This is a genomic window from Nostoc sp. CCY 9925 (genome assembly GCF_963920935.1).
Taxonomy (GTDB): Bacteria; Cyanobacteriota; Cyanobacteriia; order Cyanobacteriales; family Nostocaceae; genus Nostoc.
The window spans coordinates 1-21,803 of the sequence record NZ_CAWUDO010000112.1; the positions used below are offsets into that span (position 1 = coordinate 1).

The 21,803-nt window shown below is 39.8% G+C and carries 16 protein-coding genes and 2 pseudogenes; 6 read left to right on the plus strand and 12 right to left on the minus strand.

Annotated elements, in window-relative coordinates; all coding sequences use genetic code 11:
* Positions 1 to 213: 213 nt before the first annotated feature.
* Both ACM0OY_RS33625 and ACM0OY_RS33630 read right to left on the minus strand, forming a co-directional pair.
* Positions 214 to 558 (minus strand): hypothetical protein, encoded by a 345-nt coding sequence (locus tag ACM0OY_RS33625; protein WP_414573104.1) that lies wholly within the window; start codon positions 556 to 558, stop codon positions 214 to 216.
* A gap of 50 nt (positions 559 to 608) precedes the next feature.
* A complete protein-coding gene (locus ACM0OY_RS33630; protein WP_414573105.1) occupies positions 609 to 1,163 on the minus strand; it encodes a hypothetical protein in 555 nt (184 codons plus the stop codon).
* On the opposite strand from ACM0OY_RS33630, the gene ACM0OY_RS33635 reads away from it, so the two are divergent.
* The 5 genes from ACM0OY_RS33635 to ACM0OY_RS33655 all read left to right on the plus strand — a co-directional run bounded on the left by ACM0OY_RS33635 (position 1,156) and on the right by ACM0OY_RS33655 (position 5,607).
* Entirely contained in the window at positions 1,156 to 2,574 is a 1,419-nt protein-coding gene (locus tag ACM0OY_RS33635; RefSeq protein ID WP_414573106.1) for a hypothetical protein, read from the plus strand. The two genes, ACM0OY_RS33630 and ACM0OY_RS33635, sit on opposite strands and share 8 nt — an antisense overlap.
* A gap of 165 nt (positions 2,575 to 2,739) precedes the next feature.
* On the plus strand, positions 2,740 to 3,042 hold the full coding sequence (locus ACM0OY_RS33640; protein ID WP_414573107.1) for a hypothetical protein: 303 nt from the start codon (positions 2,740 to 2,742) through the stop codon (positions 3,040 to 3,042).
* Between the two features lie 42 nt (positions 3,043 to 3,084).
* Positions 3,085 to 3,471, plus strand: coding sequence for a hypothetical protein (locus tag ACM0OY_RS33645; RefSeq protein ID WP_414573108.1), 387 nt, complete (start codon positions 3,085 to 3,087; stop codon positions 3,469 to 3,471).
* Between the two features lie 34 nt (positions 3,472 to 3,505).
* Positions 3,506 to 4,561 carry a hypothetical protein gene (locus ACM0OY_RS33650; protein ID WP_414573109.1) on the plus strand — a complete coding sequence of 352 codons (1,056 nt, stop codon included), beginning with the start codon at positions 3,506 to 3,508 and terminating at the stop codon, positions 4,559 to 4,561.
* A 296-nt stretch (positions 4,562 to 4,857) separates the two neighbouring features.
* Positions 4,858 to 5,607 (plus strand): sucrose-phosphate phosphatase, encoded by a 750-nt coding sequence (locus ACM0OY_RS33655; protein ID WP_414573110.1) that lies wholly within the window; start codon positions 4,858 to 4,860, stop codon positions 5,605 to 5,607.
* Between the two features lie 85 nt (positions 5,608 to 5,692).
* Here the strand turns inward: ACM0OY_RS33655 and ACM0OY_RS33660 are convergent, their stop codons facing one another.
* Positions 5,693 to 9,286: a TIR domain-containing protein gene (locus ACM0OY_RS33660; protein ID WP_414573111.1), complete on the minus strand. Its 3,594-nt coding sequence runs from the start codon at positions 9,284 to 9,286 to the stop codon at positions 5,693 to 5,695.
* A gap of 92 nt (positions 9,287 to 9,378) precedes the next feature.
* Here ACM0OY_RS33660 and ACM0OY_RS33665 point away from each other — a divergent pair, with 92 nt between their 5' ends.
* Entirely contained in the window at positions 9,379 to 9,684 is a 306-nt protein-coding gene (locus ACM0OY_RS33665; protein ID WP_414573112.1) for a hypothetical protein, read from the plus strand.
* Positions 9,685 to 10,102: 418 nt separating this feature from the next.
* Here ACM0OY_RS33665 and ACM0OY_RS33670 read toward each other — a convergent pair whose 3' ends face one another.
* The 9 genes and pseudogenes from ACM0OY_RS33670 to ACM0OY_RS33710 form a co-directional block, all read right to left on the minus strand.
* A complete protein-coding gene (locus tag ACM0OY_RS33670) occupies positions 10,103 to 12,091 on the minus strand; it encodes a GUN4 domain-containing protein (protein WP_414573113.1) in 1,989 nt (662 codons plus the stop codon).
* Between the two features lie 483 nt (positions 12,092 to 12,574).
* The gene (locus tag ACM0OY_RS33675; protein ID WP_414573114.1) at positions 12,575 to 12,976 is read right to left on the minus strand and encodes a hypothetical protein; all 402 of its coding nucleotides are present in this window, start codon (positions 12,974 to 12,976) and stop codon (positions 12,575 to 12,577) included.
* Positions 12,977 to 13,017: 41 nt separating this feature from the next.
* Positions 13,018 to 14,309: pseudogene (locus ACM0OY_RS33680) on the minus strand (ISKra4 family transposase).
* Between the two features lie 84 nt (positions 14,310 to 14,393).
* Positions 14,394 to 14,900, minus strand: a complete 507-nt coding sequence (locus ACM0OY_RS33685) for an AAA-like domain-containing protein (RefSeq protein ID WP_414573115.1) — start codon at positions 14,898 to 14,900, stop codon at positions 14,394 to 14,396.
* Between the two features lie 3 nt (positions 14,901 to 14,903).
* The gene (locus ACM0OY_RS33690; protein ID WP_414573116.1) at positions 14,904 to 16,307 is read right to left on the minus strand and encodes an AAA-like domain-containing protein; all 1,404 of its coding nucleotides are present in this window, start codon (positions 16,305 to 16,307) and stop codon (positions 14,904 to 14,906) included.
* 83 nt (positions 16,308 to 16,390) lie between these two features.
* A complete protein-coding gene (locus tag ACM0OY_RS33695; RefSeq protein ID WP_414573117.1) occupies positions 16,391 to 18,409 on the minus strand; it encodes an NACHT domain-containing protein in 2,019 nt (672 codons plus the stop codon).
* A gap of 3 nt (positions 18,410 to 18,412) precedes the next feature.
* The gene (locus tag ACM0OY_RS33700; protein WP_414573118.1) at positions 18,413 to 19,645 is read right to left on the minus strand and encodes a pentapeptide repeat-containing protein; all 1,233 of its coding nucleotides are present in this window, start codon (positions 19,643 to 19,645) and stop codon (positions 18,413 to 18,415) included.
* Positions 19,646 to 19,704: 59 nt separating this feature from the next.
* The gene (locus ACM0OY_RS33705) at positions 19,705 to 21,624 is read right to left on the minus strand and encodes a pentapeptide repeat-containing protein (RefSeq protein ID WP_414573119.1); all 1,920 of its coding nucleotides are present in this window, start codon (positions 21,622 to 21,624) and stop codon (positions 19,705 to 19,707) included.
* 63 nt (positions 21,625 to 21,687) lie between these two features.
* Positions 21,688 to 21,741: pseudogene (locus ACM0OY_RS33710) on the minus strand (pentapeptide repeat-containing protein); the annotation flags it as partial.
* Positions 21,742 to 21,803: the final 62 nt, after the last annotated feature.

Below are 21,803 nucleotides of genomic sequence, written 5' to 3' on the forward strand. Positions count from 1 at the left end.
GGGTTGGTTTACTCACTGCTGCTACTGTACTTCACAAGACTGATAACCGCTATAATGAATGCAATTTTCTCTTAACTGCTGATATTGTGCGATGATAACCACGTCTTTTGAGGCGAAAAGCTATCTGTTTTGGTGTATACATTTCCGCCATTTCGTCGAGGGTTGCTAATTCATTGTCATCCCATTTAATGCCCATAATTAAATCTCTGATATTTAATATTGATTGCTTATGCTTCTACCGCCCGTGTTTGCTTGCTTGTACTCATTCCAATTTCTGGGATTGTGGCGTGATAACATTGCTTCTTCAAAATCCCAATTTTGAGAACTGATATCGAACAACTCAATTGCAGTATCAAAACCACACTGTAAAAATCTGGTGTACGATTCTTCAGACCAGAGAATTGATTGAACAATTGCTATTAAAAGATTGAGATTAGTTTCGGTCGCTGCACTTTCAGCCTGTAGCCAATCAATGGTGTCTAATAATTCTTTCTTAGCAGAAGCCGCAGTAGATTCAGGTAGTGCAGCGATTGGTGTAAATCCTGTTAGTTGTTTCATAATTAGTTAGTGTGGCGATTCATCGTTGAACCGCCGTTATTACTTGTTAATTACCGTCTTTTACTCGGCACAACCACCTGATTCTGCGGCTGTAACGATGCCCTTGCCTCTGCCTCCGAGACTGCTGGCAGTGCAGGTCTAATCTCTGCATTTAACGCCCACCTTTCGTAAGTGTCATTCGTAACCCAGTGAATTGTTGCCCCAGACTCCGCACCAGACCGGATCATCTCAGCAGCAACGAGAGCATCCTTTTCAAAATCAGACTGCGGGTTACGGTAAGACCATTGAATGAACCAATATGTACCCAGCGCACCTTCCACCTTTTGGAACTCGGCACAGAAGATATAGTTTTTCAACACACTAGCGATCGCCGCATAACAAAACTCTTTGGCATCTCCCGGCATACCCTCTTCGCACCATTGCTGGAAAGCACGATGAGCAAAGTGGTTGTACAGTCCGGCGAAACTGTCTTTACTCCGGCGATGCATCAAGAACGAAAGCAGCATGGAAGCCTGACCCTTGAACTGGTCTTTGAGTCCACCAGCAACAGGAATTACCCAAAGTTCGGTAAACGGCTCGTTGGTGAAGTTTTCGTTAATGGTCATCGGGCGGTCAGGACGAGAAATAGCGATCGCACTCGAAGAAAGTCCCTCCCCCAGCGAATCAGACTTTGCAGCTGCGGCTCAAAAAGTGGTTCCTCGTCTGCCACGCCAAAAAAGTCAGGAACCATTGGTTCCTAAAATTGAAGAACCAGTGGTTCCCCCTTCCCCCACAGTCACGGTTACGTCACTAACTCACCACAGGCATGGCGAATCAGGAACCATAGAAGCAGACCCACCCAATCAAAGGCAGCAGATTGTCACCTTTAAGGATGGCAGCAGGGAACTGGTTAACAATACCGATTTGAATAATGACGCAATTGAGTCATTTAGTACCGAGCGAACTTACCCCAAAGAATACGCCGAAGCAATTGCCCAACTCAAGCAACAACACCAGCAAGAATTGGAACGGCTGGAGCAAGACTTGAGAATTGGCTTGCAAACGGAAGCGACAACCCAAGCCCAACAGCAAGTACAAGAACAACTTACTGCTTTACAAAACCTATTTCAGCAACAAAAAGAAGAAAATATCCAGTTACAGCAACGGCTATTTGAGTTAGAGGGACTAAGACAGTTAGAGCTTGAGAACCAACGGTTACAACGGCGTATTCAGGAGTTAGAAAACGCTGTACAAGAACGTCCTACCCAAGAATCGGGTAATACTCTTACCAAACAAGTAACTAAGCCACTCAACAAGCAGGTCAAACAAGCATTAGACCAAACGATTGATCTGCGATCACTTGCTCTTCAACCGCCCAAAGAGAATGCCCAGGAGTGTTTACGGCTGATGGGTATAGCTTTGGGCAATCTGGCCAGTGCGATGAACAACACCCAAGCACTCCAGGCTGCGGCTCTGATTTTGGGCAGCGAACCGACACCAAGCGCGATCGCCTATAGGGTCGAACAATTACAATTCGTGCCACAAGCGGTTAGTGAGATTAAGCAAGTACTTGAGAAACCTGATTGTAGTTGGCAGGATTTTTGGAGTGTCGCCCAACAGTATGAGGTAATCAAATCAGACTATTGGGCGGAACTTACTACCGAAGAGACACAGTTAATTGCTGCCCTTGAAGCTGCTACTGAACCCGATACGGATGAACTGGTCACCCAGAAGGCACAAGTAATTACCAACTTTGAAGAGACTTCTACTGAGCTTCCTACAGATGAACTTACCACTCAACAAACAGAAGTAATCACTGCCATTGAAGAGGTTTCTACTGAACCTTGTAGCATCGGATTTGGTTCTATCGTTGCCTACGCTGACCCTTACTACACCCTGTATAACGCCAGGGGTGAAGTTGTAGAAGATTTAGGTGAGGAAGTGATTGTGGCCTGGGATCACTGGAAAGACCAAGGGAAAAAAACAAGTAGGTATTTCAAGTCAGAATTGCGGTTCTGGCAAGGTCAAAACCAGTAAATAGAACTCGCGCTTACATCTTTAAAAGAACTGAATGCAGTACGGCTCAAGTGCTGCCGATATTTTCATACGCTCAATTTTGGAGAAATATTCATGGATGCGATTACGTTTCAAATTCAGGACGAGTTAGGATTTTGTACCCGTACCAACGACGGCGTAAGCGGGATGACCGTCACAGCTTTAGCTAACTTTTGTGGTGTAGACCAACCTGCAATTACTCAGTTGCTAAACAAGATTCGTGATTGTGAGCCCATAACGAATGACTTACCAGAATCGCTGAAACCAAGTGCTGGTAAAGACTGGAGGCTCATAACGAATGATGCTCACGGGAGCTTGTTCGTGATTGACGAACTTTGTCATACAGTGCTGGAATACTACGCGATGGATGCCCGGAAGTACAAAGGCAAGCAAACAGCAGCCAATAACTACCGTATGGTAGCTAGAGCCGGGACAAGGGTATTTATCTGATCACAAACAGGGTACTCCCCCCAAACCCTCAGCACTGAACAGTTGGCATTACTCCAAGCTATCCCTGCGATGCAACAGGCGATCGCCCAATTACAAGCCCAAGTCCAAACCCTGTTACCTCCGTCATCTGATTTTGTACCCCCTGGCTGGGATGAGGATGTATGGCGAAGTCTACCACCACAAGATAAACGCCATTTCCGCTTTTTGTTCCGTCGTCGCAACTTCCGACCATCTACAAAAAATGAAACCCTGGCTTTACCAGTTGTGACTACCGAGCAGATGAAGCAACGACAACAGGCTGAGGTAGAGAAATTAGTCGGTGAAGTCTCGCCCGAAGAGAAACAGCGGCTTCAGGCAGCAAAACTCAACGTACTCCATGAGTTTTGGTCACAGGCCCCAGAAGAAGACCAAGAAAATATGCCGTTTTAGCTAAATCTGTTTTGATACACACGGAAGGTAGGATATGAGTAGTATTGCATCTGCTGAGAGATTTTCTGTCCTGGTGATTCTGCGCCGGGAATATCTGGACATCACCGGAAACTTCTGCGCGGCCAAGCTGATTGAGTATTTCTGGCATTGGACAAAGTGGAAGGTGAACAATCACCGTACCCCTTGGATTTACCAGCCTCTAAAGCGAATCTATGCTGATTTGATGGGCGAACACAGCCTGCACGTAATCCGAAGTGCGATCGCTCTGCTTGAAGAGATGGGCATCATCGAAAAGCAGAAAAACCCTGGTAACGGGCAGGATAGAACATGGCAGTATAAATTAAACTTCGATGTACTGAATAAGTTACTTGAACATGGCAAGTGCAAAACTGAACCTTCCAGATTCAATGCAGAACAATACCACAGAAACCATACTCAAGCTTCAAAGCCACAACAACACTCTGCTGTTGAGCTTAAAAAAAGTGAGGAAGTGGAAACCGAAATTTTGGACTATGACCAGGAACCAATTTGCCAAACAGCAAAACCAGAGTTACCCGAAATTACTCACTTCGTTGAAGAGATAGAACAGGTTGACTCAACTACCGAGACAGATACTCATGAGGATCGTTCTTGTGCCCCGGTTGCGTCAAATTTTCAGTCAGGAGACTCTGGTGATGATGATTACGCTTTTGAGGGTGTAGAAAAATCAATACAGCCCAGTAACCAAGAGGTTCAGGAAGTGTTGCAGCAGTTACGAGAAATACCCTGTACCCCACAGTTTCGGCTTAATACAGAGATTCAACGTACAGTTAGGCGATGCTGGGAGAACGTGCCGGGAGCGATCGCCTATTTGAAGGAGGCGATACGAACTTGGAAAGGAATTAAGTCACCGGAGGCTGTGTTTGTTGCGGCTTGTAAGGAAGGGAGGAAGCCAGAAGCACAGCAGGCTAAATCGGGTGCGATCGCTTGGTTCGAGTGGGCAAGGAAAAACAGGATTGTGATTGCGATGTCGGGGGAAACTGTGTACACGCCGGATGGTGAGGCGGTGGCGGTTGCGGAAATGATGCGGCGGTTTCCGGTCGGGGAGTAGGGTTTTGTGTTTGCTAGAAATCTTGAAATAGTTGAGTGGTGTGATATAGGTGGGTTATATTTCATGTAATTGGGAATTTCTAGAATTGTTGTTATTTTGATAAAAAACTGTATAATACTGGAACAAAAGTTATTTATACTTTTGTTACTATTTTGTGATATTTTCTCTTCCTTACAATTACGAAACTTATGTAAAAAACTAGACCGAATTTAATGTAGTGATTTGGCCCTTGTTATCTCTGCAAAACGGTAGAGTTACTTGCAGATTGTAAAATATCCAATTATTTTCTGAATATCATGAATATATTTTTATTTGTTACCGATCTAGATCATACATTGGTAGGAGATAAAGAAGCTTTAAAAAAGCTTAACCATAAGTTAGAACATCATCGAAAAGAATATGGAACAAAAATAGTATATGCAACTGGAAGATCATTAACTTTATATAAAGAGTTGTTACGAGAACAATTACTTCTGACTCCTGATGCGCTTGTTGCTTCTGTAGGAACAGAAATTTACTTTGATTGCCAAGAATATACTACTGATTCAGAGTGGGCAGAAAAGTTATCTTTTGGATGGAATCGCGACTTAGCAGTAAAGGTAGCTGAAACTTTTCCTGAATTAATTCAGCAACAAGAATCAGAACAACGTCCTTTTAAGGCAAGCTATTTATTAACTGAAGAAGACTCTATAAAGGTTATACCGAAATTGAAATCAGACTTAGCGAAAAATGATTTGAAATTCAATTTAATATATAGTGGAGCAAAAGACCTTGATATTTTGCCTCTGTATGCAGATAAAGGATTAGCTGTTAAATTTTTACAACATAAATGGCAATTTGGTTCTCATAACACAGTTGTGTGTGGTGATTCTGGCAATGATATAGCATTGTTTAATGCTGGAGAAGAACGAGGGATTATTGTTGGTAACGCGCGTTCAGAATTAGTTGAATGGTACAAAGCTAATTTAAAAAGTTATCGTTATATGGCAAAATCTTTTTATGCAAATGGTATTTTAGAAGGCCTTCATTATTTTAACTTTATTTAGGGCTTTAGTTATGTATTACAATTAATATTGCAAAACATGAAGATTATTAATTAGACAAAAAGGTATTATTCTTGTTTTGAATAAATTAGCTTACTGCTCCTAGTGCTTTTAAAGTAGCAATTTGGGCTGCACTTAAACCTTTAATACCAGCTATTTTCATATCTTGATACGGATTAGAAAATTCAATAGTATCGATACAAACAGGGCTTATAAATTCACTAGAATTAATAGATGATACATCCCAAACTTTAATAGTTTGGTCTTGACTAGCACTTAGAAGATAATTTCCATCACAAGTAAAGATTACAGATTCTACAGTGCTTTTATGTTCTTCCAGTGTCTCTATACATCTCATCTGGCTTATATTCCATAATCTTATAGTTTTGTCATGTCCAGCACTTGCAACTATACTATTGTTTGTTGGATGAAAAACAACAGATAGTATTCCTCCACTATGCCCTTTTAAGGTACGAATGCAATGGCATTTGTCTTCGCGATCAATATTCCACACTTTTAATGTTTTATCAAAACTTCCACTAACAAGAATTCTTTCGTCTGGATTTGGGCTGAAAGCTACAGTATGTACTTGATTATCATGGTGTTCACGAAAATCTATAAAATTATTACTTTCAAGATTTTTGATTTTAATAACTTTATCTCCGCTACTACTAGCAATATATTTTCCATCTAAGCTAAAAGCTAAAGATAATATTCGATCCTCATGTAAAATAATGTTATCTGGTGTTGGTTTATGATCTATTGTATCTGCGTTTATATTCCATAGAAGTACTTTTCTATCATTGCCTGCACTAGCAAGAATATTACTATCAGGGCTAAAAATAACACGTCTTACTCTCCCTTCATGTTTTTTCAAAGTTGCTTTATATTCCCATTGATTGCCATTGCGTTGCCATAATATAACATTACTATCTTCACCTGCACTGGCTAAAAATTTATTATCTTGACTAAAGGCTACTGACCAAACCCAATCAGTATGCTTAGAAAGTATTTGAATAGATTTGTAACTACTATTAGTTTTATTCAGTATACGAATTTGATTATCTTCACCGCAACAAGCAATAGTATTACAATCATAGCTAGTAGCTATAGACCAAATTCTATTAGCATATCCTTTGATAACATATTTACATTCTCGAGTTTGAGTATCCCAAAATCTGATTGTACGACCATCTCCTCCACTTAATAAAAGGTTTTTTTCTGATTTAGGATGATACGTTAAACTTCTTATTAAATGTTTATGAGCATTTAATGGTAAGCCAGTCCAGTTTTTAGTAGCTATAGACCAAAATCTAATCTTATGTTCGCTATAACGACTATCCTTTTCATTATTAATACATCCAATTGCAATAGTTTTTCCATCGGGGCTAAATACTAATGCCCGTACTTGCTTTATATCAGGATGTGAAATTACTTCTGGTTGAGTATTTAAATTATTAAAAACTTCCCAATTATTATCGTCATACCAAACTCGAATTTTACCATCTTCTCCCCCACTAGCAAGTGTTTTACCATCAGGGCTAAATGCAATACATCTGATTGTATAAGTATCGTCACTTTTTAACCTTTTGCTAGTTTTACTAGTTATATTCCATAGCCTGATAATTCCGTTTTTACTTCCACTGACAAGTATATTATTATTTTTATGGTTAAAAACTAAACAAGATATGTTTTTATCTGGTAAAACTTGTAAACCATTAAAATTTTCAACATTTTGTAAGAAGATACCTCTTTCATCTCCACCAATAGCAAGAATTTTTCCATTAGGACTAAATGAAACAGATAATATATGATTATTATATTGAAAAGTTTTAGTAATATTAATTCTAATTTCTTCTGTAGCTAAGTTTTCTACATTCCATAAAGTAACAATACCATCTTCAGCACTACTGGCTAGTTTCTTATTGTTTGGGCTAAAAGCAACTGACCATATCGGACTTTTGCTTGCATCTCCAAAAGCAATTAGCTCTCGTTTTTCTGTATTATGGACTCTGATTGAACCATGAGCATCTCCTGTTGCAAAATAATTACCATCAGAATTAAAAACGATGGAATGAATACAACCTAATGGTTCAACAAAAACAGAATCACGCAGATCGGAATTAGTAAAATTTACTCTTGCTAATATAGCGTCTCTAAAATCAACGTCCCAGATAGAAATATTAGATAGATCAAAATCACTAAAATCATTTTGTGGTTCAAGAATTAATAATAATTTTAAAATGTTGCCAGCTACATAATTATTAATTAATTTTCTTTGAGCTTTTTTATCTTTAAGTATTTTACTTAAAAAAATAGCAATGATTGATTTAGAATTATCAATATTTTTACTTTCTTTATTTAGTTTATCTTTTATCTTTTCTACATTACTTTCTGACACTAATACATTTAATAAATTTTCTTTATTTTGATTTTGATTTAGATAGCTCAGGTTTTCATCAAGACAATCTAAACTTCCATCTACTATTTGTTGAATAATGTTATTGATTTGCTCTAAGTATGCTGAGTTAGGGATGAATTGGTTTCGGTTTTCATCGTTCCCTAATTTATCAACTTCTTCTAAAACTGTTTTGGGTGGGATTTCTCCAGGCTTTTGCTCCAGTTGTTCGCGGCTCTGGGGTTTTTCTCCAGTTATGCCCCACTGCAATAAATCTAAAGCTGCCTCGTCATCAACTCCGTTGGAAAAAGCAACCCATCTTAGCTGTTTTAAAAACACTAAATCTTCGGGTAAATTATTTACTCCAGGCAGCAATACAGGAATTACAGGAATTTTTCTCTCAACACACTCTGCTATAAATGCTTTTAACTCCCAACTCTGCCAACGCCCTAGTCCTTGTGAACCAATAAATATAGCGGCAGACTTAACCAGTGGAATTGCTTGCTGTATCTCATCTTGAAATGAACGCCCTGGTGCTATTTGTTCTTCATCTATCCAAGATTTTATATTTCGCTGCTTGAGTGCAAGTGCGATCGCTTTAACTTCAGGTTTATCTTGGGTATTGTGTGCTAAGAAAACATCAAACTGAGTCGTCGAGACACCCGACGAAACGAGTTGAGGGGGTTGAGCCTTGGTAGACATTGGCTCAATCTGAGCGGTTTGCAAGAAAGTGGGAATATCCTGTTCTGGTATTCCTGCCATTCTAATCGCATTACAGCCGAGCTTGTAGGCAAACTCATAAGATTTTTTCGCCCCTAGCGCATCATAAAACCCGACTGCAAACTCAATCGCTGCCGGATCTCCAATCGCTTTCTTCATCCCGATAACACAAGGAATATGTTGCGCGATCGCTTCTGCTTGTACCTGGGAATAGCAAGCATTGAGAACTACACACTCTACTTGCCCTGAAAACAATTGAAACAGTCCAGCTAACGCTTCTCCATCAACTAACTTCGCTGCTCCCGTTTCATCCTCAAAAACTAAACCTTCTTCTCCTGCCCCATGACCTGAAAAATGAATAATCTGCGGTTCGTGTTCCAGTATTGCCCGATGAATATCTCGATAGCGTACTGCCTGGGCTGTGGCTATAGAATACCGTTCTCGGTTCTTTGACCTTTTCAACCCCTCCTCAATCTCCCGCATCTCTTCACCCAGACGCAGGTATCTACTGCCGATGGGATTGGCAGCTAACAGTAGAATTTTGTGAATAGAATCATTATTCATGAATTGGGGCAGGGACTACTCAAAAGCACGGTTTTTATAGCACATACATCTTGAGTATCTGCTTTTACGGAATTTGGCGCAAGATTTCTAATGTGAAGAGTAAACAAAGTGGAGTGCTTAAGGCTGTGGTGGATTTCTGCACTGGTGCGATCGCTTACCTCAAAGAAGCGATACGAGCTTGGAAGGGCATTAAATCACCGGAAGCTGTATTTGTAGTAGCTTGTAAGGAAGGGAGGAAACCGGAAGTACAACAAGCTAAATCTGTTGTGGTTGCTTGGTTTGAGTGGGGGCGGAAGCAAAGGATCGTGATTGCGATGTCGGGTGAGGTTGTGTATACGCCGGATGGTGAGGCGGTGGCGCTGGCGGAGATGATGCGGCGGTGTCCGGTGGGGGAGTAGGGGTACTGTATCTGCCTAGAATTTTAAAATGAGCGAGTGATGTGTAGGCAATGCCCACCGCAGGCATCGCTTTGCCTCCGCTTCAACTCTTTGATATCGTGTCCGGTTAAAGACTTATCATTTAGATGGCAGGGGAGCAGGGAGCAGGGGGCAGGGGAAAAGAGGCTTTTGGGGTTTTTGCACAGATGCGTTAATCATAAGTGATTAACCGGACTTGATATGATAACTAGTCTCTGGGCTGGGGGATACGCTGTCACCACTGCACCTGTGGGATAGGACTTGGTTTCTATCGCCTCACCTATATGATTATCCAGTTGTCAAGGTAATTCAAAAATTTTCTTTTTTTTCTTTTTACCTAGCGGCTAATCCTCCAAATCCTTATGTAAACTGGTTTATAGCCAACCAATCGCACTATATGTTACAGTTTACAAGTCGCAACGCGAGAGAAGAGAGATCCTCCCAGATCCACCACCCCAACCCCCACCGCAATATAGGGTAGTCCCCCCTCCTCATTATATGCGTCTTCTTTTATACGCTTATATAGCAAGTCATAGCTTACGAAACCACCGCTGGATTTATCATACGTAACTGCACTAACTACACTGCTCACTAAGAAACCACCGCTGGAGAGACTTGTAGTGTCCTCTAGTTCGTTATCATACCATCCAACTGCTCTGGCAAATGGTAAATAATTTTCTCTGTCTTTGTTAGTCCAGTCTTCATATTTTATACCTAGTCGATTCCCAGTCTTAATCCATATTTCCTTCTGTACACTAAAGCCAAAACGTTTGTCTGCATTGATCCAAAGCTTATCTATGTTTTGCAGGTCTAGACAAGAGAAACTATTAATCTGCTCATAATCTAAATATCCTACTTTTTCCCTTTTCGCAAGATTTAGCATGAGTTGGTATGTTTTTTTATCAGCAGCTTCCCAATTTTTTATTTGAGGACTTAAATAGTATTCAAGTTGAGCATATAAATGTTTTGTCAATTGTGTTTCAACGTCTTTATCTTGAGGGTTTAGCTTCCTTAAGCTTCGATAAACTGATTCAATATTCTCGTCTGTGAGCAACTGATTATCTTTGGTAAAATCAGTTTCATTTGGGTGATTTTTTAAGATATTAAAAGCTTTACTATAATATTCTATAGCTTTCTGAGTTTGTTTATCCTGAGCTAGTAAATCACCTAGAATTTTCTGAACTAATACTTGAACTTGCAAGCCTTGACGTGAATTTAAAACTTTTTTGTCAACCTGAGATAAATTTGACTGGCTTTCTTTAATTTCCTTATTAGAGTTATTCCAGTCTTTCAGTTGTTGGTAGACCTGTGATTTAGCAGTAAGTAATAGTGATTGTTTGAGTTCATGGTTATCAATATTAAATGATACTGCTGCCAGCTTTAGAGCTTCATCTGAATCTGATGAACTTTGGTTTCGCAATTGTCCAGCTATTTTTACAAGTTCGCGAACGTTTTCAATTTCTGCTTTTGCCTCTTCATTTTTGGTGCTTGTTTTTTGAAGTTCGTTTTCTTTAAATGTAAGCTTTGCTAAAATTTCTTTTTCTCTACTCTCAGCCTCCTTAACATTTTTTTTAGCGTCTTCTACTTCTTTTTTTGCTTGTTGTTCTTGCTTTATTGCTCGTACAGTATTCTTATTGGCTTCTTGTTCTTTTGTTTGTGCTTCTCTAATTTTTATCTGGGCTTGTTTTAAACTTTTATTCGCATTATCAACCTGAGAATTAGCAGCTTTAACTTGTTCATTAGCTGCATCAACCTGAGAGTTAGCAGTTTTAACTCGCTCATTAGCTGCATCAATCTGAGAGTTAGCAGCTTTAACTTGTTCATTAGCATTATCAATCTTTTGTTTAGCTAATCCACCTAAAATTGCCGCTCCCAAAACTGCAACAACCAAAACAAAAATTCCAATACTAATTCGCCGTTGAGCTTTCTTATTTGCCTCACTGAGTAATTGATTTCTCGCCTCTAGTGCTTCTTTATCCTGCCTCTCTCTTTCTAATGCAGCCTCTTGTTGTTTGACAGCAATCTCTTGTTCAATTTCCTTTTCTTTACTAGCTGCTAAAAACTGTTTATCCTGATAACTTAAGTTTTTATCTTTCGCCCATTCTTCTGCTTCCTGTAATGCCTGTCCCCGCAGCAACCGCGATTCATCAGTTTCACCGGAAGCTACCCAAAAGCGAAAGTTTTCAGAATAAGGACGCAGATTATTTAATTGAATCTCAATCCAATTTAAGTTAAATATTTCACGGTAAATTTTGTTATAAATTCTCAGATGCCCTTGCTGTCTAACAACCAATCCTGAAAGCTGTAACTCGCTTTGCTCTAATGTTTCATCTGCTATAACTTGAGATTGTTCTTCAGCTAATCTGACTTGCTGGTACAGTTCTAGCAAGTAACCTGCCCGTTGTTCATCTCGTAAAATCCTGGCTTGAATTGTTCGTAAATGTTCAGGTTCATCCTGGGATTCCCAGCTTTCGATAATCCGTGACTTAACAACTTGCTCTACTGAACGAGGGTGTTCCTGTGCTGATTCCTCAACCATAAACTGACACAGCTTTTGAGTTAGGAATGGTTGTCCCCCCGTCCACTGCAATATTTCTTGTATTACTGCTTGAGGATTATTAAACTTTCCCTTTAAACCCTCCTCTAATGGTTCGGCCTCATGCAGTTGAAAGCCTTTGAGGGAAATAGCCTTACCAATGTTAAACGGAGTACGGTTCTTATCTTGTATTAAACTGGTTGGTGATGCGACCCCTAGCAAACAAAAAGTGAGGCGATTATATTGGGGGTTATCAACGGGTGAACGAAAAAAGGTGTGGGGAAGAGCTTAGTTAGCGGATGACATCCGCTAACTAAGCTCCCAGTAAGATAAATTTTAACTTTCATCAGATTTTTGATATCTTGTAGCTTCTTCAACTAGGTCATTTAGTCCTAGTTCTAGTGTGTGAAGCACCTGGTTTAACGCTTCGATTTTTGTGCGATTTTTCATCATCTCAACTGCCTTTAAAAAAGCTGGACTACCTGCTTTACCAATATATTGATGACAACTTTTGCTACCATTTTTGGTAACAAAGATAGGTTCTCCTGATTGCCACTTGTAATACCAATAAGCTCCACCCTTACCTTTAGCGCGGTAACGAACAATCCAACAACCATGAAAAGCTACATCACTCAGGTTAAGAGTAGAGATTTCTTGGTTGATTTCTTCTCTTTTAGCTTGTAAAAGTTCTATTCTGTGTGCTAAATCTGAAAGACTGTGTTCTCTTGTTTTGACCACTATTAAATACAAGCTTACTTGGAAAAGTGTTATCGTCAGCTTTATGCTAACTTACTGTGATTGTAAGATAAGGATGACCAAAAATTTGACCATCGAGTTGAATTACTTAAATATGCTGCTCTAAGAGCCATAACTCCTTCTGCTCCAAAACAAGACCAGTGCATCCCAGCCTGTTTTAATCTTTGTGTAACTACACACGATTGGAACTTTCAACAACTCCTGAACCAATCATTAAACCAGCTTTTAAATAGGAGCAATAATCAATCCGACTCTGATTATTAGTTAAATAACGCTCTAAATCAGTAATTGCTTTGCTTAAATCTTTCTTTTTCTTTTGGAATTGATGACAATTTTCAATGACTCTAGTCCATTGTGATTTTTTCAGTAGTTGTTGTTGAGTTTTCACCCAATCTTTTTGAGTATCTTCTTTATTTGGATACGCTGCTTTCGCTACTGCCCAAACATATTCCGAGAGATGAAAAAAGTCCAGAATCTCTACCGAACCTGGAAATTGTTCTGATGCCATCGCCCAAATCCAATGTGCGCCGTCACCAAGAAATACGGTTTTTGTAGGTTTTTTACCTGCTACTTGATTATATAACTGCGATACTCTTTCTCTAAAATCTAGACGGGATTTTAAAGTAGCTACATATTCCCGTTGCCGGATAACACCTCTTTTTTTACCAACTTTTTGATGGTGTTTATTCCAAAAAATTACACCAACTTTTGCTTCTTTATATCCTTGTTTTTGATTCAAGGGAGTCATGACTCCATCAACTCCCACATATAATAAATCTACTGGCTCTGACTCTAAATTATCTCCTGACAACTGTGAACTCAAATCCATATCACATTCAACTTGAAATTCTTGACTTTGTAGTTGATTTCCTACCTTTTCTACTTGATTAGCTAAGGTTTTTTGCGTCAAATTTAGCGTTGTCCATTTTTGAAACAACGAGTGAGAATTCGGAAATTCACTACTCACTCCCAAGGCGCAGGCTAATTCTAATACCATTGGTAGCCATTTATCTTTTGGTAGCCCTAATTCTTCATCAACTTTGACCTTAATACCATCTCCTGTGACATAAGCTCTACGCACAAGAACCATTTCACCTAATGGAGTGTAATATCTTTTTTCTCTTTTAGTTCTCGGATGTGAGTATTGGGCTTCTTTTTCTTCAATTAAGGCTTGAAATAAGCTTTGTTGCACAAATTTCCCTAATTTTAGCCACATACTGTAGAATTCGCTCACAAATTCTTCTAAATGGTGACACTCCGGTAAGTCCTGGAGTGTGTCACTGATGTGAGACAGAATTGATTGGAGGTTGTTCATGGGTAGTTTAGTTGCATGGTATCAACTATGTTAGCGTGCTTTATCCGCTAACTACTCTCCCTACTCTCCCACACCTTTTTTCGTTCACCCGTTATCAACTCGCTCATTATAACAAGACCTAATAAAAGCAAAAAAATCATCTGTCGGGAAATTTAGACTCAGAACACTATCAATCTCATCAATAAAAATTACTATATTTTCTGAAATTTCTGCGAGAAGAATTTTTGTCAGAAAGTTACTAAATCTTAATAATGGTGAATTTAATTGATTCTGCTCCCACCAGGCTTTAAAATCTACATCCAAGGCAAAACTATCGATGAGCTTAACAATCAAATCTGCATACCAATTTTCTTGAGTTGCTGTCTGAATATTAATGGAGGATAAATCAATTGATGCACACTCTACACCAGCTTCACCTAAGCGGCTCATTGTTCTTACACGCAAGCTGGACTTTCCACTCTGTCTAGAATTTAATACATAACAAAACTTCCCTTGTAATAGGGCTTCATTTAATTCATCATCAGCTTCTCGGTTGACATAAGTACTGGCATTTTCAGGTAGACTTCCAGAGAAAATGTACTGGTCAACCATAAACTACTCCAAACGTGCCAAAAAATACTGACGATACAAATCGCAACTAGCAATACAGTCATTACGCACTATCTTAACTAGCCCTAGACTGTGCAATTTAAAAGTGATTTCCGGATTAAGCTGCACTGGTTTATCTACTGTTATCACTTTTGTGTAACCTTCTTTTAACTGAGAATCACTTTGCAAAGATTCTAGTTGCTGCCGTAAATGATAGCTGAAAATTCCTTGTTCTGTTGGAGCTAGGCTGATTAATTCCTTTAAAGAAGTTTCCTGGCTTTTGAGGTTAGCTATTGCCTCGTTTAAGAGATAAGGATGTCCACCTACTAACTTGATTAAGTTACTTAATCCCTCTTCCCCAAAATACCCCCCTAGTTCATACAGTTTCACCATTTCTTGCACCTGTTGTTGATTAAACTCAGGTAACTCAATAGCTAGTCCAACGTTAAACGGTGAACGATTGATATCTAGAGTGGGGTAAGCTTCTGTGGAATTAACTACCACTAGTCGTAGTTTCTTCCAAATTTTTCCCATTCTGTCTCCTTGTTTGGCTGTTTCATACCAACTCCGCAACAGGAGACAGAATTCTGAGAAAATATTGGCATATTCAAATAGACGTTCAAAATTATCTATCGCAAAAACAAGAGAGCTATTTATATTCGATAACAAATATCTTTGAAAATAACGAGTGCAACTTGTATTTAAACCCAAACTTTCTTGCCAATATTCATCTACCAAGTCTTTCACATCCAAGCTATCAGAAACATTGACACATAACCAATGTAAGAAAGTTTTTAGGTCAGTCAGAGTAGAACTATCAGCAAGTTTTAAATCCAATTTAACTGTCTCATATCCCTGCTCTCTAGAATGGTCTAGGATTTTCTCTAGCAGCAGAGTTTTCCCCATTCTCTGCGGGGCTTTGATGCGAATTAAGGCTCCAGGTTGCACGATTGCTTTATAGCATTTGTCCTCAATTGGTGGCCTTTGAATGTATATAGTTGTGTCTGCCCCTACCCCAGAATTATCAGCCGCTTGCAACTGTTGTTCAATTGCATCCAACTTGTCACCAAGCTCCTTCAGTGTGCGCTCCTCTGACTGAAGCTGTTGTTCGTATTGAAACTTGCGGGATACATCGGTTTCAATAACCAACGCTGTTCGTAGATTTGCGACTTTCTGGCTTTGGAGGGTGTAAGCCTTTTCGAGTGAGTCTCTTTCTTGTTGCGATCGCTGGCGTTGATTCTGTGATTGGACTGAATTACCTGATGCTGTCGTTTGCTGCCCAAGGTGAATGTTGTAGATGTCGCCGCCAATTTGCCCAGCGTTTACTGTGCCAGCGTTAATCAACCCACCGCCAAACTGGGAATTGCGTAAGTCGTTGTTGACTTGCTTTGAGTTTTGTGAATCGGGCATGGGTTAGGCTTGAGCAGGTTTAAGCGATATTGTTGTAAATGATATCACCGTTATTTTTTAGACCAACAGATGCAAATTCTTTCTTAATCTCGCTTGAATTCCATTTGAGCGAAATGGTCTTGCAGCAGTTTGTGGATAAACCGGTAGCGGCCGCCGACACGCTGGAGCAGCATACGTTCGGTGCAGTAGTCGAGGAAACGGGCGTAGTTCCAGGGGATGTGGCCGTTGCAGTAGAGGATGAGGCGTAGGGTGAAGTGTTGGATGCAGGTTATACCACCACCAAATAGCCCGCCAATGACTCCACCAATCAGTCCAACAGTTATTCCAACTTCTAGTCCACCACCTAGCATAAAAAGTAGTCCACCACTTAGTCCAGTAATCAGCCCCTTAACTAGCCCATAAATTAACCCAACTAATAGACCACCGGCTAGCCCACCAGCCAGCCAAAAAATTCTAGCATTGACAGATGATTTCTTGATCCCCTGATTAGGGATTGTTTTTCTTTTAATGTTGGAGTTACTTAGTCCAAAAAACGACCAAATACTTAATCCAAAAAACAACCCACTAACTAGTCCAAAAATCAGCCCAGTAATTAATGTAAAAATTCCTATTATAATCATCTGACTTTTAGTTTTTTTCCAAGACCATTTCAAAAACTCTATAGTTTTTATTTCCTTATCTGCTGCTGCTAGTATTCCTAAAAGCAGTCCCAAAATTAACCCAGAAATAAAACCATAACCTAGCCCAACGATTAGCCCAGAGGTTATCCCAAAAAATACCCCTAATATTGACCCCCAGCTTAATCCCAAAATTATTCCACTAATTAACCCATTAATTATTAGACCGCTCAGTCCACTACTGATACTAACAATCAACCAAACTATAAATTTGTATATCCATTTTTGAGTGCGATATTTTAACCAATAAGGCTGTATTTCTTCAATCAAGAACTCAGTTTTTGATTCTAAAAGCATTTTTTGAGCTAACCAAACAAGCCACATTCGTGTTTGCCTAGCATTAGGAGTTTTGTTCTTCAAATACAACCTATTGTTAGTATCCCGTGTTAGCATCCGCCCTACATAGGCATCTAGCAAATATTGAATCTGGTCTGCTGTAGAGTTCAAGTGCTGCCATTCTTTAACAGATATTTCTTGAGATGCTAGAACAGTAATGTTGAGTAGTAAGGGAGTTGTAACTAACTCTAGTAAATCTAAATCGTTACTGAGAGTTGACCACAGTTCTATACAATTTATAGCGGTTAGATAATCACAAATTTGATTGTTGGTTAAAGGCTGTAAGTAAATTGCACCATTAAGTTGTAATTGAGTTGAGTAGTTACTATATTCTTCACTTCGACTGCAAACAACTAGAGAAAGCGGCCTAGTTTCGCTTGCTAAAAATTGATTAATTGCATGGATGCAAAGTTCTTGGCGTTGTGGCTCAAGTTCATCTAAATCATCAAGTAATGGTAGTAATTGACGATTCTTTAACCATTCTTGTCCAAGCTTTTTTGAAGCCCCATATTTAGATTTAAGTTCTGCAACTAACCAATCAGTTATAGATTGGCGGTTAACTTTCCAAGAAGATAAGTTAAATAAAACAGGAACAGGATAATCAAACTGTTCTTCGGCACGGTTGACTAAAGCTTGTGCCAGTTCTAATTGTGTGGTGGTCTTTCCTGACCCTGGTGCACCCAATATTAACAGTTTCCCGGCAACTTCTTGAGAATCAAAAACTTCTAAAATTGTTGTGGTATCTGGGAGAGTTTCAGAAGGTTTTTGACCTATTTTTATTTCTGCATCCCAAGGACGTTTTACCTGCTGTGGTTGTGATTCCTTCCCCAAATTAATCAGCACGGCATTGTGTAGAGATTGCCTTAACCGCGCAGTAAGTTCTTCCTTGACTGCGGCTAGTAGTATGCGTTCATTCTTGGGTCGAGCCGGATTGCCTACTGGTGCTGTCTGCTGTCCGAAGAAAATGTTCCAGATGTCCCCGCCAATTTTGCCAGCATTAACATTCTCAGCATTAATAAACCCACCACCAAACTGGGCATTGCGTAAGTCGTTGTTATTGACTTGCTTCGGGTCTTGGGAGTCCGGCATGGATCAGCTTGGGAAGTCTTCAGTGTTATTGTTTTGAATGTTACCACCGATTTGCTGTGCATCAACACTAATAGCATCCACCATGCCACCTGCAAAGTGTGGATTGCCCATATAATAATTAGAAATTTTCCTGGGATTTTCTGCTAATGCTTTTTGGACTGACCCTTGTTGTTCTACTATGTCAAACAGACGGTTAATTTGTGCTTCTTGCCTGACAATTACTTTATCTTTATCATCAAGCCTTGCTTGGTACTGTGCTTCCAATGCCTTGGCTGCAAATTCATACCTCTGCATGAACTCACTGTGGATTTTGGCTTTGTCTTCATCAGGGGCAACAGCTACTCTGATTAAAAGAATGCCATCTCCTTTTTTCTCGATGCTTTGGACATCCAATTGTGCGTCTTGGTTTTCGACTTCTACTTTTTTGAATGAGTAAGCAAAAGCATCCCAGTCAATACCATTGCGAAAGATTAGGTCTACGGTTTCTAGGGATTTTTGGAACAGCTTGGTGAACTCGCCAGGGGCAAAATTACCATTACTGGGGCGGCGTTCTTGTTGACCTTGGCGTAGGTAGATGTAGTCACAGATTACGTTAGTTAGATTGGTCTTGCTGTTAATATGCCAATCTTCTATACAAGCTCCTGTAAGGTTAGCTGTCGTAAAATTTGTCCCTAATGCTTGAATTTTCTTAAGATTTGCTCTACTGAGGTTAGCAGATGTTAAATCAAATTCGTTAAGCTCAAGTTCACTAAGATTAGAGTAACTGAGATTAGCATGGCTAAAGTTAACCCTGCTGAGTTTAGCTGTATTAAGGTTTAACTTAGTAAGATTAGCTCTGCTAAGATTTGTTTCTATCAAAACAGTTCCAGAAAGATTAGCATTAGTTAAATCAACGTCAACCAGGACTGCTTTACTTAGATTTGCACCGCTAAGATCGGCCCTACTGAGGTTAGCACCACTAAAATTGATTCCAATCAAGTTAGCCCTGCTTAAATTAACTTCAATAAGTACAGCTTTACTTAAATTTGCGCCGCTAAGGTTAGCCCTGCTAAGATTAGCCTTACTCAAGTCTGCTTCACTGAGGTCAACTCTACTCAAATCTGCTTCATTAAGATTAATTTTACTCAAATCTGCCTTACTTAGTTCTGGAATTATGTGAGAATTTTCTGCTCTCCACTGATTCCAAACTGTTTGTATGCCTTGTTTTAGCAAAATTACGTGTTCATCATTAGCCATTTAACAAAATTTTTTTAACTAAATATGCTGAATCTTAATGAGATAGCCAACCCAACAAACTACTCTGCCTCCTGCCACCCATCGATTGATGCCAGCAGGATATTCACTAAAGGATGGTCGATTAGCTCTTTAAAAGCTTCGGTTCCCCCAGCCTTCAGCGCACCTATTACCCTTGCTTTCAACGTCGGGTTACTCTCAATCCTATCCACAGCGTTAGCCACAACTGTCATCCTCTGCGATGTCGTTGCCGTAGGGTATGACTGGCTCAGTTGGTTGAGAAGCTGTTGAATCTCTGCTGCGGCTTGGGCGAGGTTCTGACGCTGTTCAGGGTTGTAGTTGGTAATGTTGCCGCCGATTTGTCCTGCATTTACGGTGTCGGCGTTGACTAGACCACCACTGAATTGAGCGTTTTGCAGGTTGAAGTTGGAGGTTTTGTTACTCACACGTTGTTGGTTATTTTCACCTTGAACATTATTAATATCACCACCAACAGAACCACTAACTGAAAAGCCACCAGGGTTGTTAGTCATAAAACCTACCTGCTCAACATTTGAATAAAAGCTGGGACGCTGTAGTGCTGTCACTACCATATTCTGTAAATCAGCAATTCTGCTATCTTTTTCGGCGATGAGTGCTTTCACTTCTTGTTCTGCCAGAGCTTTTAGCTGATTATAAGTATCAAAATACTCTGCACTCAGTTCAGATTTGTCGGCAGCGTTCGCAGTTTTGGCACGTAACAGAAACTTATCTTCACCCCGTACTTCCATACCCACAATTCGCAAATCTGCTTCTGGATGATTTTCAGCTAACTGCTTAAAGGAAATTGCGATCGCTCTAGGGTCAACGCCTTGGTTATGGTACAGGTCGAGAGTATCAAAAATCGGTTTAATAAAATCTCCAAACTCGCCATCAGCAAATACTTCCTGGCGATTGTCTGGTTTACGGTGCGGGTCGGGGTTATCAGGGGTGGGCAGGCGCATATAAACGTATTCGCACCGCACTCCGTTAAATTTTGTGTCAGTGGTAATGTTCCAATCTTCGATGTATGCACCTGTGAGAGTTGCGCCTGTGAAGTCTGTGCCGTCCAGTTGGGTTTGTACTAGCTTGGCTCTAGTTAAATCTGCGTCTTGGAGGTTAGCTTCGCTCAGGTCTGCACCGATGAAGCTGGCATCTGTTAAGTTTGCTCCTTGTAAGTTAACTCTACGTAGGTTTTGATAGTCAAAGTTTTTGTCTTGTCCTAGCCTTGTCGTAACCAACTCTTGAACTGGTAACTTTTCTAAATAAGTTGACTTAACTAGAGCCAGATTCAGTTTTTGAGCTTGAAACCAACAGGTATGCGTCAAGTTAGCTTGTCTCAAGTCTGTGCTTTTAAGTTCGGCTTTTTGAAAATTCGCATCTGTTAAATTGGCGTGACGAAAACTAGTGCCACCTCTTTCGATGACAAAAGCTGCCATCTGTTGCAACAAAGTAAATTTCTGTTTTTTTACTAAAATTAACCTTGCACAGTAATTAGCTACTACTCCTCCAGCTAAAGCAAAACCTCCAGTCCAAGCTAAAGCTAAAATCCCCGTCCCAATTTTTGACACAATCACCAAAAACAAAATAAGAGCTAAAAACCATACGAAAACTACAGCTTGAACCACTGACCAATCATCAGCCCAAATCATAGCCCCAGCTAAAGAGCCGATTAAAGCGACAAATATCGCCCCAACAACAGCTCCCGCACCAGTTAAAACCAAAAGGAAAGCTCTATCCCCGCTTACACTTACTGTACTAACTCCAACTACAGCAATAGCCAAAGCTATCGCTGCCAAAGCTGTAGCTATGCCTCGCTCAACTGCTATAAATCCAAAAACTAAAGCTAATATGTAAACAATTATCCCAGGAATAAGAGTATTTCTTTGAATACCTTCAAAACTCAAATAATATTCTTTTGCCCAAAGGATATTGAATGCTAATACCAATCCTATAACTCCCATTATAAGTAATGAAAGTAACATTAAGCTAATAAAAGAGTGCTTTTGCAGCCCTGCTCTTACTCCTGTAAAATTAGCTTTCCTCAAATTAGCACTACTAAAATCTGCTCCCCGAATATCTGCATAACCATCGGTGAGAGGTTAGAGTGATTGCACTTTTGTCAAGAGGGTGCAGGAAAAGG